The organism is Myxococcus sp. AM011 (genome assembly GCF_013372595.1).
Taxonomy (GTDB): domain Bacteria; phylum Myxococcota; class Myxococcia; order Myxococcales; family Myxococcaceae; genus Myxococcus; species Myxococcus eversor.
This window is the reverse complement of sequence record NZ_JABXEM010000307.1, coordinates 1-12,598: the sequence shown is the minus strand read 5'-3', so window position 1 is coordinate 12,598 and position 12,598 is coordinate 1. Positions and strand designations below refer to the sequence as shown.

Sequence of the window (12,598 nt, the reverse complement as noted above, 5' to 3'; positions counted from 1 at the left end):
CGTCGGCAGCGTCAGATGTGTATAGGGGACAGGTGGGGGGCGGTGGCTGGCGTGGGCGTTGAGTCCGTGTCGTCGACGATGGACCTGCGAGCTCGCCTGGAGGGGCGCATGCAGCGCGGAGGCTTTCGCCAGGGCACCTTTGGACCCGACTACGAGCTCGCACGCTTTCAGGTGGCCGGCCCGGTCTCCGTGCCGCTGGCGGACGTGCCCTTCCCGAAAGGGTACTCGGCCTATGGCGAGGTGATTCTGAGTTGGGACGCGGAGCGCCTGCGCACCCCGGGCAATCGCCACCTGCGCCTGACGATGGGCGCGGAGGTCTTCAACTGGGGCCGCGTGGACGTGGACGGCCGGCTGGAGGTGCAGGTCTTCCACCGAGACGTCACGGTGGCAGTCGCTGGGCTGGCGGTGGGCATCGGCGAGCCGAGGGGGCGCTACCTCGTTTCGGGAGAGGCACGTTGGCGCTTCCTCGGAGGGAAGCTGTACGCGGTCGGGCAAGGCGGCACGTTGCTGCTCCCGACGGCGGAGGGGACGCTTCGGCCTGGCGCCTTCGTCGCCGTGGGCCTGGGGATGGACAATGTGCGCTGAGCGTCTGGTGCGTGCGCGCCTGAGCCTGCTGCTGGCGGTGGTGGTCAGCGCGGGCTGTGCCTCATCTCCCACTCGTCCTGGCCATGGGGGCACGTTGGCCTTCAGGCCCTTCGCTGCTTCCGCCCAGGGGGTGAGGAGCGCGGTGGGCGGTGTGGCGGGAGAGACAGGCTCCGCTTCCGAGGCAGAGGGAGATGAGGAGCCGCTGCTCCGTCGACGAGAGCCCGTCGCCGATGACGGCGAGCATGGGGAAGGGCAGAGCCCGAGAGTGTCAGGGGGGCGTGGGCATGTCGCTTGTGGTGGCAAGGCCTTGCCCTCGGGCTGGCCCCACCTGGACTCCAGCCGTGAGGTGCTGGCGCCATTCCTGGCGTGTGCCTCGCCCGCGGAGTTCGTGGCCATGCAACACGGCGTGGACATGGCCGCGCTGGTGGAGTCCCTCACGGACTGGGACTCCGTCCGCCTGGGCGCCCTCGGTCCGCTGGATGCACGAGCCTCGGAAGTCCTCGGGCGCAAGCGCGCGGCCTTCCTTGTCACGGCCACTGAGAAGTACGGCGTGCCGCACGCCGAGGTGCTCGCGCTCTTCGTCCTTCACTCCGCCTTCGACGATGAACTGCGTGAGTTGGTGCAACTACTGGCGCGCGACAAGCAGGTGGCGGAGACGCTGGGCGCCATGGCCGCTGTTCGCGAGGAGCTGAAGCGGCGGGGCCTGGTGCTGGAAGGTTTCCCGGAGCGGGGAGAGCAGGGCCGCGACGTGCTGCGCGGGCTGGGACGCGCGGGCCGGGACATGCTCTCCAGCACCTTGGTGAGCGGTGAGGCCCGGTACACGGAGCTCATGGCGCTGCGTGGGCAACTGCCACCGCCCTACCAGGCCGCCCTCGACGAAGTGCACAAGGCGTTGATGGAGCGGCACTACTCGCCGGGAAGCGTCTCGGCGGGGGTCTTCGACCACCTCACCTTCGGCGTGCCGGTGGGCTTCTACCACCTGGTGGTGGGGACGGGGCACGGGGCGTCCTCGCTGGCGCAGGGCAGGTACGAACAGGCCACGCGCGAACTGGCGCCGGCCGCGCTGGCAGTGGCGGTGTACGCCGGGGGCAAGGGCGCACGGGCCCTGGTAGAGGCGCGCGGAGGGCCACGGCGGCTCCAGATGCCGGCGCTCGACGTGGGCGGGATGAAGGCGCTGATGGCGCGCCTGGAAGAGCAACTGGGCATCAACGCCGCGCGCGAGCTGCTGCGCTACCTCCAGGCGAGCCGCGAGGGCGCGCTGGTGGCCGCCGAGTGGGGCGAGGCGGGGCTGCTGGCGTTGTACGAGGCGCGCGGAAACCCCGCGAAGGCGCAGGCGATGCTGGCGGAGGCCAGCCGCGAGTCCCCCAGCGCGGCATCGACGAGAGGTGTTGCCAGTCGCGAGTCCGCCCGTCCCGCGGCCACGAAGGGCGCGGCGGAGAAGCGGGCTGGCGGCGCGGACCTCTTCGCGCGCAACGCAGAGGTGTCCGCCACGGAGGCAGCGAAGGCCAAGCTGTTCCAGGCGGAGCTGGAGTCCTCGGGTCCACGGCTCCCGAAGGATGTGAAGCTGCTGAAGAAGCTGGCGTCCCAGCTGAATGAACCGCCGCCAGGAGTCGAGACGGGAGCCGCGCTCTGGCGGGAGTACGTGGCCTACCGCAAGAGACGGCTGAAGGAGATTCGAGATGGTGAAGCCGTCAAGGGCCCCCTCAAGTGGGAGGGCTACGAAGGGATGCGCGCCTACTATGCTCGGGGCATGGCCTTCGAGAATGCCATGGTCGCCATCCTGGAGGCGGACGCCGCGTTGCCCCGCGCACAGCGGCGCTGGCTTGGGGACTTCGAACAGCCTCGCATCGAGACGCACGTGGGCGTGTCGAAGGTGGACTTTCGCTACGTCGACGTCCTCGTCATCGAGGAGCGCCCCCCACCGGGTCAGCCACCTCGGGTGGAGACGTTCAGCTTCAAGAGTCGTAACCTCGCCGCTCTGGACCGCAATGCGCTGGCGGTGCAGTTGAATACGGACGCCAGTAACGCAATGGCGTTCTACGGAGGAACGTTGAAGATTCTTCGGGCTGGCATGAGACAGCAGGCGGATGTTCGAAGGGTACGCCTCGTCTATGAGGGTAAGGATCTTCTGCCTGAAGGACGATTCGCGTTGGACAACGCGGCAGATGCGGCGCAGCGCAATATCAAGGGCGTGGAGGTGCTGTTTCAATGAAAGTGCTGACGCTGCGTGACCTGAGCAGGGTGGATGGTCTGCACTTCTCCTTTGCTGGAGCCTACGACCCGAGGAACGGGTTGAAGCGCGAAGTGGCTCCCTTCCTTGATGCTCTTGAAGAGAGCGCCAACGGGTGGATGCCGACTTTCGTCAAGTCGAGTCGCACTCGGAAATACTCCCGAGATGCGGTGTGGCGCGCGATGGAGGAGCGCCGCACTGAATACGGAACGATCATCGGGCTTGTCCGTTCGGAGAATCCCAGCGTGTCGCTGGTGCTCAATCTCGGGCCGGAGGACGAACAGGCCATGTTGTGGGTCAGCATCAGTGTGCAGCCACTCTCAGTCTTCGCTGACGTGGAGACCTGTCGTGGTTTTGTGGCAGCGGCCCGTGCTTGGACCTCCCTGTATCCTTCGGATTATGCCGCAGCACACAGCCTTGCCGACCTGAGCCTCGCGGGCGCTCCTTCCTTCGGTCGTGACGATGCGACACGGCGGCGGGACGGGTTCGACAAGATTTATGAGCTGTGCTGGCTGAACGTCTTCGGCCCCAAGCTCGTAGAAAGCGTAGGTCGTGAGCGGATGCTCTCGACGCCTGCGCACCTCGTGGAGGAACTCCCCAATGGCGCCGTCCTGTTGGTGCTGCGCCCCACTGCCGCTGACTTCGATAGTGACGAGGCGCGTGTCGCGCAGGCCCGCGCCCATGTCCACCTGAGGCCGGACCTCGACTTCGACACAGTGCTGCGCACGCTGAGGGAGCGCAGCGCCGCACTCGTCCCCGTCGAGCCGCGCTTCCACCCTGACGTGGCGCCGCTCTTGAATCGGCTTCCGGACGAGTTCGGTATCAGCGAGCGGCAACAGAAGATCGCCGAACTCAACGCCTTCCGGCCACCCGAGCCGGAGGAGTGGCTCCCTGCCGCCCTTCCATCGGACGTGGAGAATCCGGAGCGCGTCCTCACTTCCTATGGAGACCTGTCCGAGGGCCTCGTGGCAGCGCTGCACACCAAGCTGCCCTCCATCATGGATGAAACGCCTGAGTCCCTCACGGACCTGGACTTCTACTTCTGGAGGGAGAACTTCCCAGAGCGGTACACGCGCGAACTCATCGACAGTCACACCGCTCCGGCGTTAGGGGCCTACCTGGGAGACGTGTTGGTGCGACGGTTGGGCGGGACGTGGGTGCTGCGCAAGAAGAGGGAGGAGTCCCAGGTGCGGGTGGGCAAGCGCGTCTGGCTGCCGTTCCTCCGCGCCCGCCGGCACATGCAGTCCCGCCAGTCGCTACTCGACTACTCGCTCACCCAGTTCTTCCGTGAGGCAGAGCGGTACCGGGGCTGATCTGGCACTGCCACTCCTCGCCGGGTCGAGCAGGAATCACGCGTCGGAGTGACGCGCTGCCTCGGCCGCGGCCTTGCGCAACAGCTCCCCCGTCGCCGCGTCCGCCGGGAAGAACGACTCAATCGCCAACTCCGCCAGGGTGATGTCCACCGGCGTGCCGAACACTGTCGTCGTGCCGATGAAGGACAGGACACCTCTCGGTGTCTGGATTCGCAGCGGCACCACCACGCCCGCGTAGTCCGGCTCCGCCGAACTGCTCGGAGCCCCCATCGCGCGCAGCTCGTCGAGCAGCGCCATCAGCGTCACGTCCGCCGTGCTCGACACCTGTCGCTGCAGCCGCGTCAGCACGTGCGCGCGCCACTGCTCCAGGTTGAGGATGCGCCGGCCTAAGCCCTCTGGATGCAGGCTCAGCCGCAGCACGTTGATGGGAGGCTGGAGCAGCTCCACGGGCACACCCTCCAACAACACGCCCACCGCGCGGTTGGCCGTGACGAGCTGCCAGTGCCGGTCCACCGCGAGCGCGGGATAGGGCTCGTGTCCGGAGAGCACCAGCTCCACCGCCTCGCGCGCCGCGCCCATCCTCGGCCCATCCAGCTCGTTCTCCGAATAGACCGGTGCGAAGCCCGCGGCCACCAGCAACGCGTTGCGCTCGCGCAGCGGCACGTCCAGCTCCTCGGCCAGATGCAGCAGCATGTCCCGGCTCGGAGTGGAGCGCCCCGTCTCCAGGAAGCTCACGTGCCTCGCCGACACGTCCGCGCGGCATGCCAAATCGAGCTGACTCAAGCTGCGGCGCTGACGCCACTCCCGCAGCAACTCTCCCACCGGACGGCTCGGCATCATCATGCCCCTGACACTAGGAACGCGGGGGAAGCGCTCCAATTACCTCGCACGTAATCGACTTCAAATCCCCCGGCGCGCAATTTGTGTCTCACACGGCGGCCGGATTCTCCGGCGCCGCTCTCCCAAGGACACCTCCATGAGCGCCATTCCCGCTTCCCGCACCCTGCTGGGCCACGTCCTGCTCGCCGACGGTCTCATCAGCGGCGCCACCGGGGCCCTGATGTTCTTCGCCGCGGGGCCCTTGAGTGACTTCCTGGGCCTGCACGTCACGCTGCTGCGCTCGGCGGGCTTCAGCCTGCTGCCCTTCGCCGCGCTGCTCGTCTTCCTGGCCATGCGCCCGCTCGTTCACCGGGCACTCGTCTGGGCCGTCATCGTCGCCAACGTGCTGTGGACGGTGGACAGCTTCGTCCTGCTCGCCTCGGGCTGGGTGCAGCCCACCCTCTGGGGACAGGCCTTCACCCTGGTGCAGGCCCTCGCCGTCGCGGGCTTCACCTGCCTGGAGCTGATGGCCGTCAAGCAGGCCCGCGTGGTGCCCGCCTGAAGCGCTTCACACAACACCCGCGCCTGGAAGCGGCGCGGCGCTCGACGACTCAGAGCGCCTTGCGGACCGCTTCCAGCGCGGCGTCGTAGTCCGGCTCGTGCATCATCTCCGGGACGATTTCCCGGAACACGACGCGGCCGTCCCGACCCACCACGAAGGTGCTGCGCGCCAGCAGGCCCAGCTCCTTCATGAACAGGCCGTACTTCCGCGCGAACTCGCGGTTCTTGTAGTCCGACAGCACCGCGACGTTGTTGATGCCCTCGGCCGCGCTGAAGCGGTTGAGGGCGAAGGGCAAATCGAGGCTCAGGTACCAGACCTTCACGTCCGGCCCCATGTCCGTCGCCTGCTTGTTGAACATGCGCAGTTGGATGGCGCAGACCTTGGTGTCCACGCTGGGCGCCACGCTCAACACCACCACCTGCCCCTTCAGCTCCGACAGCTGGTGGGACTCGAAGAACCCCTTGAACACGGTGAAGTCAGGCGCGACGTCGCCCACCTGCACCTGTCCATCCCCTTCCAGCGTCACCGGCTGTCCCCGGTAGGTGACCTGGTTCTTGAACTCGGCCATGAATCCGCGCTCCTCTCATCACGCGGCCAGCAACGCCGCACCAATGAGGCCGCTGTCGTCACCGAGCTCCGCGTCGGCGATGAGCAACCCCTCGCGGGACGTCTGGGACGCCCACGCCCGCACACCCTCCAGCACCCGGCGCCGCATGCCGGGGCAGTGGTTCAACACCCCACCGCCCAGGATGAGTCGCGCCGGGTTCAACACCGTCACCTGGTTGGCCACCGCCAGCGCCAGGAACTGCGCGGCCCGCTCATACACCTCCCGAGCCGCCACGTCGCCTGCTTCCGCCGCCTGCTCCAGCGTCACCGGCGTCAGCTTCGAGGCGTCATTCCCCACCAGCTCCGCCAGTGCGGGCGAGCTCCCGGCCGCCAGCAGCTCGCGCGACTGCGCGATGAGGTTGTGCCCGCCGGTATACGCCTCCAGGCACCCCTGCTCGCCACAGCCGCAGCGCCGGCCGCCCGGCACCACCTTGATGTGGCCCAGCTCTCCCGCCACGCCGCCCGCGCCATCCAGCAGGTGTCCACCGGCGATGATGGCGCTGCCCACGCCCGAGCCCACGAAGACCACCAGCAAATCCTGGGCGCCACGCCCCGCGCCCGCGTGCAGCTCACCCCAGGCGGCGGCGGACAAATCATTCACCACCTTCACCTTCTGCCCCAGCCGGTCCGTGAGCAGTTGGCCCAGCGGCACGTTGCGCCAGCCCAGGTTGGGGGCGACCGACAGCACGCCGGAGTCCTTGTGAATCTGCGCCGCCGCGCCGACTCCACAGCCGCCCACCACGACACCCGCGGACTTCACCGCCTCGGACGCCGCTCGGGCAATCGTCTCCACCACTCCGGACGGGCTGCGCTCCTCCAGAGCCACCTTGGCCGATGCGAGCACCTTCCCCGCCGCGTCCACCACCGCGGCGCGGGCAAACGTTCCACCCAGGTCGATTCCAAGCGTCGCCATGGCGGTGTCCTTTCTCAGCCCTTCACGCGGCCGAACAGCTCGGTGACCAGCGCTTCGACTTCCTTCTTCTTCGCCTCGTCCTTCAGCGTGCCCTCGGGCGTGAAGGCCTCCGCCGCCTTCGCCAGGTGCACCTGGTTGGGCAGCACCAGCGCGCCCACCGACGACATCACCTGACGCAGGTGGGGCTGCATGCGCGACGTGCCGAAGTTGCCGGGGCTGGCGCCCATGATGGCCGCCCACTTGCCCTGGAACAGCCGGCCCGGCGCGCGCGACGCCCAGTCGATGGCGTTCTTCAGGCCACCGGGAATGGACGAGTTGTACTCGGGGCTCGAGAAGAGGAAGCCCTGGGCCTTGCCCACCCGCTCGCGCAGCGCGACGACGGGCGCGGGAAGCCCCTGGGCCTCCACGTCACCGTCATAGAGGGGGATGCCGAGCGACTTGAGGTCCACGACATCGACCTCGGCCCCCAGCGCGCGGGCCTTCTCGACGCCCACCGCCAGGAGCAGCTGGTTGAACCCACCGTTACGGAGACTTCCACTGATGGCGAGGATGCGAGGCGACGACATGCTCACCCACCCACTTCCTTCTGCACGCGGGCCACGGTGCCCTCGATGAGCTCCTGGATCTCCTTGAGGCGCTCTTGCGTGTTGGCCTCGAAGCGGAGGACGAGGATGGGCTGCGTGTTGGAGGCGCGGATGAGGCCCCAGCCGTCGGGGAACGTCACGCGCACGCCGTCCACGTCGATGATGTCGTGGCCCGCCGCGCGCAGCGTCTCCGTGGCGCGCTTGACCATCTCGAACTTCTTCTCTTCCTTCGTGTCGAAGCGCAGCTCGGGGCTGGCGAACGTCTTGGGCACGTCGGAGAGCAGCTCGGACAGCTTCTGCTTCTCGTGGGTGAGAATCTCCAGCAGGCGCGCGGACGAGTACACCGCGTCGTCGAAGCCGAAGTATCGGTTCTTGAAGAAGATGTGGCCGCTCATCTCTCCGGCCAGCTCCGCGTGCTCCTCCTTCATCTTCGCCTTGATGAGGGAGTGGCCCGCCTTCCACATGATGGGCCTGCCGCCGCGCTTCGCGATGTCGTCGTACAGCGTGTAGCTGCACTTCACCTCGCCGACGATGGCCGCGCCCGGGCTGTCCTTCAGCACGTAGCGGCTGAAGAGGACCATGATCTGGTCACCCCAGAGGATGTTGCCCTGGTCGTCGATGACGCCGATGCGGTCGCTGTCGCCGTCGTAGGCGATGCCCACCTCCGCCTTCTCGCGCTTCACCGCGGCGATGAGGTCCTGGAGGTTCTCCACCACCGTCGGGTCCGGGTGGTGGTTGGGGAACGTCGCGTCCATCTCACAGAACAGGGGCACCACCTCGAAGCCCATGCTCTCGAACAGCGGCACGGCGATGGCGCCGCCGGTGCCGTTGCCCGCGTCGATGACGATCTTCATCCCCTTGCGGCCCACCTTCACCGTCTGCTTCACGAAGTGGTTGTACGGGGTGATGATGTCGAACGGGGTGACGGTGCCGGGCGTGGCGGAGACTTCGAAGTCAGCGGCCTCGATGAGCTTTCGCAGCGCCTGGATTTCGTGGCTGTGGAAGGTCGTCTTCCCCGCGCCCACCTTGAAGCCGTTGTACTCCGGCGGGTTGTGGCTGCCGGTAATCATGGCCAGGCCATCCACCGGCAGGGTGTTGGCGGCGAAGTAGACCAGCGGCGTGGGGACGACGCCCACGTCGAAGACGTTGAGGCCGGTGGACGTGAGGCCCGCGCAGAGCGAGTCGCGGAAGCGGGTGGAGGACTCGCGGCAGTCGCGGCCCACGGCGATGAAGCGGCCGCCCTTGCGCCGGATGATGGTGCCCAGGCCCTTGCCCAAGAGCTCCACCACTTCGGCGGTGAGGTCCTTATCGACCAGACCTCGGATGTCGTACTCGCGGAAGATATGCGCGTTCATGAAGGTGTCCCCGCCCTCGCGAAACCGGAGGGCATGACAGAGGGCGGCGGACTCTACACGAGCGCCAGGATTCCCGGCACCCGCCGACACAGGCGCGCAACCTGCTGAACTGAGGCCCTTCGGGGACCCTTCACAAGTCCCTGGGGTGCCAATCAACCCCCGGCCATGCCCGACTGTCGGGCAGGCGGCGGTCCGTGCTCCAGGGCCCCCAGCCCTCCCGGGACGCGGAGGGTGTCACGGGGGAGTCACTCAGTGCGTGGTGACAGCCTCCAGGCCCCGGGACTCGAGGCTCCGGGTGACGGCGCCCTGGCGCACCCGCCCGCGCAGCTCCTGGGAGTGGCGCAGCCAGGAGGCGTTGAGCGGATCCAACGACAGGGCCTCCATGTAGCGCTCCAGCGCGGCGTCCAGCGAGCCTCGGGCCTCCAGCGCGTGCCCTTGAGTGAAGAGGGCCCGGGCCCGCGACTCGGCCAGGGGACGCGCGGCGAGGAAGGCCCGGCGCAGCACCTCCGCCTGCGTCTCCGTCAGGCCCGCGTCCAGGCAGCGCGCCACCCCCGCGAGGTTGCCTCGCGTCGCATCGAAGCCGGCGCGCGACACGGGCTCGCCCAGCACGCGTCCGGCCGCCTCCACGCGGCGCAGGAGCGACTCCAGCGCCTGACGCTGGCCCAGCGGCAGCGCGCGCTGACGGAACAGGTTCAGCCGGCGCAGCGCGGCGCTCGCGCGGCGGCGCACCTGCTCGAAGTCCTCGTGCGGCAGCGCGCCCAGCAGGGCATACGGGTCCTTCGCCACGGCGGCCGCGCGAGACAGGAGCCGCGCCAGCTCCGCGTCCGGCACGGGCTCCGCGTCCAGCGCCCCCCGCGTCACGCCCACGCCCAGCGCGCGGCCCAGGAGCTCCCGCGCCGCCTCGCCCGCGAACTGGACATAGAGGCCCGACGCCCCGCCCCACGCCCGCGCCTCGTCGCGCGTCACGTGGCGGACCACGTCGCAGTCGCACGCCACCTTGCGGCCTCCCAGTGACAGCTCCACCGGGAGCTGCGAGGCCAGCTCCGGCAGCGGCCCCGACCACGTCGCGAAGAAACCGTCCACCGTCACGTCGCCCACGCGCACGGACACCAGCTCCGTGTCCGTCGCCAACCCCAGCCGCACGCCCAGCCCTCGCGGCGACTCCATGCTCGGCGGCTTCACCTCCGTCGGCGCGGCGTTGCCATGGGCCGCGTCGCGCAGCGCCACATGCAGCGGCGTGGCGCCATCCTCGGGGAGGATGTGCCCGAAGATGGAGACGCCGCCCTTCGACGTGCGCGTGCGCGACGGAAAAGAGGGCTCCAGCCGACCGATGCCCTGGCTCTCCAGCAGCGCCTCGCGGAAGGAGCGCGCGTCCGGGAAGCGCTCTCCGGGACGCTGGGCCAGCGCGCGCAGCAACACCGTGGAGAGCGCGGGAGGCACGCGCGGATTGAGCACGTGCGGCTCCGTGGGAGAAATCCCGCCCACGCGGCCGAAGCCGAAGGGCAGCCTTCCAGTGGCCAGCAGGTAGCCCACCACGCCCAGGGCATACAGGTCCGTGCGCCCATCCACCGCGTCCCCCGCCCACTGCTCGGGCGCGAGGAAGGCGGGCGAGCCCACCACCATGCCGCACGCGCGCTCCTCCGGAGAGAGGCTGGCGGAGAGCACCGCCTGCGTGCCGAAGTCGAGCACCTTCACCTGCCGCTCACCGCGCGAGTCCCACGTCAGGATGAGGCTGTCCGCGGACAAGTCACCGTGCACCAGCCCTCGCGAGTGCGCGGTCTCCAGCGCGCACAGCGCCTGGGCCAGCAGCAGCACCACCTCCGCCGAGGCCAGCGGCATGGGCAGTCGCGAGAAGGGCTCGCCCTCCGCGTACTCCATCAACATGCAGGGCAGGCCACCGGGCCCCCGGCGCACGTCGAGCACGCGGGCCACGTGGCGGTGCTTCAGCGTGCGCAGCGCCCGGCCTTCCGCCTGGAAGCGCGCGCGAACGATGGGCTGGGCGGCCAGGTGCGGGTGCAGCACCTTCACCGCGAAGCGGTGGCCCGTGGGCTGGTGCTCGGCCAGGTACACCGTGCCGAGCGCTCCGGCTCCCAGCGACTGGCGCAGCACGAGCGGACCGTGACGCTGCCCCTCCAGCGAAGGCGCCCGGGGACAGCCCGTGCCCACCGGATGCTCCACCGCGCAGTGCCTGCATGCCATGTTCGCCCACCGCCCCTGCCGCCCCGGAATGGGGCGGGCGGCGACGACACTGCAACCCCCGTGCACCCCCGGCTTCGTCACCCACCGGACAGGACAACCTCCCGACGGGACGAGAACCCGGGGAAACCCGTTACCCACGAAGCGGAAGTTCTTTCAGCCCCCGGGTCGGAAGTTTCTCCAGCGCACACTGGGCGCCTGCGCCTACAGATACTTCTGAAGCTTGCGGGCCTTGAGCGCCTCCACGACCTTGCGCACGTCCTGGCTCTTCTCGCGGGGGACCACCAGCACCGCGTCACCGGAGTCCACCACCACGACATCCGTGAGGCCGACGACGGCCAGGGGGCGCTTGTCCGCGAGCACCACGCAGCCCTTGCAGTCCACCACCACCGCCGAGGCGCCGGAGATGACGTTGCCGTTCTCGTCCGCCGGGCGGACCTCCGGAATCGCCGCGAAGGAGCCCACGTCGGACCAGCCGAAGTCCCCGGGCAGCACCGCGATGTTGGAGGCCTTCTCCATGACGCCGTAATCGATGGAGATGGAGGGCAGCTTCGGGAAGACCTTCTTCAGCACCGAACCGAACGTGCGCTTGCCCGCCACCTTGCTCAGCGCGGACAGGCCCTTCTTCATCTCCGGCATGTGCTGCTCGAAGGCGGCCAGGATGACGTCCGCGCGGAAGACGAAGATGCCGCCGTTCCACAGGTACTCGCCCGAGGAGACATAGGCCTTCGCCGTCGCGACGTCGGGCTTCTCCTTGAACGCCTTCACGCCCCGGCCACCGCCCGTGAGCGCGTCACCCACCTGGATGTAGCCGTAGCCCGTCTCAGGTCGGTTGGGCTGGATGCCCAGGGTGACGATGTGCCCGCCTTCCGCGATGCGGGCCGCCTCCTCCAGCGTGCGCTTGAAGCCGGCCACGTCCGCGACGTGGTGGTCCGAGGGCAGCACCACCATGATGCCCTTCGGGTCTCTCGCGGCCACGTGCACGGCTGCCAGGGCAATGGCGGGCGCGGTGTTCCGAGCCACCGGCTCCACGAGGATGTTCGCCTTGGGCAGGCCCTTCACCAGCTTCGCCGCGGCCTTCGCGTGCAGGGGGCCGCACACGATGAAGGTGTTCTTCACCGTCGACAGGCCCTTGAGGCGGCCCGCGGTGTCGGTGATGAGCGGCAGCTTGGAGGCCAGGGGCAGGAACTGCTTGGGCCGCGCCTGACGGGACAGGGGCCAGAAGCGAGTGCCGGAGCCACCGGCCATGATGACGGGATAGAGGGCCATGCGGGGTACGACTCCTGCGAGTGCCGGCTCGTCGCCAGCGGGAGGCGCCAGGGTCTTCCCCCAGCGTGGATGGCGGCGCACCATAGCGTTTCGGCCTTTCCGGGAAAGAGGGGAGCCGCTTCCCATGAAGCCCCCGCCCAGGCCGTTGCGCCTCCCACCTTCAGAG

Annotated in this window: 10 protein-coding genes; 3 read left to right on the top strand and 7 right to left on the bottom strand. The window is 69.0% G+C overall.

The genetic code is table 11. From position 1 onward, the window contains the following. Positions 1 to 574 precede the first annotated feature (574 nt). Together HUW62_RS40590 and HUW62_RS40585 are read left to right on the top strand one after the other, a co-directional pair. A complete protein-coding gene (locus HUW62_RS40590) occupies positions 575 to 2,797 on the top strand; it encodes a hypothetical protein (protein WP_176437481.1) in 2,223 nt (740 codons plus the stop codon). Next, positions 2,794 to 4,128 carry a hypothetical protein gene (locus HUW62_RS40585; protein WP_176437480.1) on the top strand — a complete coding sequence of 445 codons (1,335 nt, stop codon included), beginning with the start codon at positions 2,794 to 2,796 and terminating at the stop codon, positions 4,126 to 4,128. Before HUW62_RS40590 ends, HUW62_RS40585 begins: the two co-directional genes overlap by 4 nt. A gap of 36 nt (positions 4,129 to 4,164) precedes the next feature. Here the strand turns inward: HUW62_RS40585 and HUW62_RS40580 are convergent, their stop codons facing one another. Continuing rightward, the gene (locus HUW62_RS40580) at positions 4,165 to 4,971 is read right to left on the bottom strand and encodes a helix-turn-helix domain-containing protein (RefSeq protein WP_240356198.1); all 807 of its coding nucleotides are present in this window, start codon (positions 4,969 to 4,971) and stop codon (positions 4,165 to 4,167) included. Between the two features lie 133 nt (positions 4,972 to 5,104). On the opposite strand from HUW62_RS40580, the gene HUW62_RS40575 reads away from it, so the two are divergent. After that, on the top strand, positions 5,105 to 5,509 hold the full coding sequence (locus HUW62_RS40575) for a hypothetical protein (RefSeq protein WP_176437479.1): 405 nt from the start codon (positions 5,105 to 5,107) through the stop codon (positions 5,507 to 5,509). Between the two features lie 49 nt (positions 5,510 to 5,558). Here HUW62_RS40575 and tpx read toward each other — a convergent pair whose 3' ends face one another. The 6 genes from tpx to HUW62_RS40545 all read right to left on the bottom strand — a co-directional run bounded on the left by tpx (position 5,559) and on the right by HUW62_RS40545 (position 12,432). Beyond that, complete coding sequence (gene tpx, locus HUW62_RS40570; RefSeq protein ID WP_176437478.1) at positions 5,559 to 6,077, bottom strand: thiol peroxidase; 519 nt, start codon at positions 6,075 to 6,077, stop codon at positions 5,559 to 5,561. An 18-nt stretch (positions 6,078 to 6,095) separates the two neighbouring features. Then, positions 6,096 to 7,028 (bottom strand): ROK family protein, encoded by a 933-nt coding sequence (locus HUW62_RS40565; RefSeq protein WP_163863906.1) that lies wholly within the window; start codon positions 7,026 to 7,028, stop codon positions 6,096 to 6,098. A gap of 14 nt (positions 7,029 to 7,042) precedes the next feature. Further along, positions 7,043 to 7,594 carry an NADPH-dependent FMN reductase gene (locus HUW62_RS40560; protein WP_163864349.1) on the bottom strand — a complete coding sequence of 184 codons (552 nt, stop codon included), beginning with the start codon at positions 7,592 to 7,594 and terminating at the stop codon, positions 7,043 to 7,045. A 2-nt stretch (positions 7,595 to 7,596) separates the two neighbouring features. After that, positions 7,597 to 8,967, bottom strand: coding sequence for a phosphomannomutase/phosphoglucomutase (locus HUW62_RS40555; protein WP_163863907.1), 1,371 nt, complete (start codon positions 8,965 to 8,967; stop codon positions 7,597 to 7,599). Between the two features lie 249 nt (positions 8,968 to 9,216). Beyond that, a complete protein-coding gene (locus tag HUW62_RS40550; RefSeq protein WP_163863908.1) occupies positions 9,217 to 11,166 on the bottom strand; it encodes a protein kinase in 1,950 nt (649 codons plus the stop codon). Between the two features lie 201 nt (positions 11,167 to 11,367). Then, positions 11,368 to 12,432, bottom strand: a complete 1,065-nt coding sequence (locus HUW62_RS40545; RefSeq protein WP_163863909.1) for a mannose-1-phosphate guanylyltransferase — start codon at positions 12,430 to 12,432, stop codon at positions 11,368 to 11,370. Positions 12,433 to 12,598 lie beyond the last annotated feature (166 nt).

Bases quoted from the DNA above. Each gene is read 5' to 3' on its own strand.
- HUW62_RS40555 (WP_163863907.1), bottom strand. From the start codon at position 8,967: ATGAACGCGCATATCTTCCGCGAGTACGACATCCGAGGTCTGGTCGAT.
- HUW62_RS40580 (WP_240356198.1), bottom strand. From the start codon at position 4,971: ATGATGATGCCGAGCCGTCCGGTGGGAGAGTTGCTGCGGGAGTGGCGT.
- tpx (WP_176437478.1), bottom strand. From the start codon at position 6,077: ATGGCCGAGTTCAAGAACCAGGTCACCTACCGGGGACAGCCGGTGACG.
- HUW62_RS40560 (WP_163864349.1), bottom strand. From the start codon at position 7,594: ATGTCGTCGCCTCGCATCCTCGCCATCAGTGGAAGTCTCCGTAACGGT.
- HUW62_RS40585 (WP_176437480.1), top strand. From the start codon at position 2,794: ATGAAAGTGCTGACGCTGCGTGACCTGAGCAGGGTGGATGGTCTGCAC.
- HUW62_RS40575 (WP_176437479.1), top strand. From the start codon at position 5,105: ATGAGCGCCATTCCCGCTTCCCGCACCCTGCTGGGCCACGTCCTGCTC.
- HUW62_RS40550 (WP_163863908.1), bottom strand. From the start codon at position 11,166: ATGGCATGCAGGCACTGCGCGGTGGAGCATCCGGTGGGCACGGGCTGT.
- HUW62_RS40545 (WP_163863909.1), bottom strand. From the start codon at position 12,432: ATGGCCCTCTATCCCGTCATCATGGCCGGTGGCTCCGGCACTCGCTTC.
- HUW62_RS40590 (WP_176437481.1), top strand. From the start codon at position 575: ATGTGCGCTGAGCGTCTGGTGCGTGCGCGCCTGAGCCTGCTGCTGGCG.
- HUW62_RS40565 (WP_163863906.1), bottom strand. From the start codon at position 7,028: ATGGCGACGCTTGGAATCGACCTGGGTGGAACGTTTGCCCGCGCCGCG.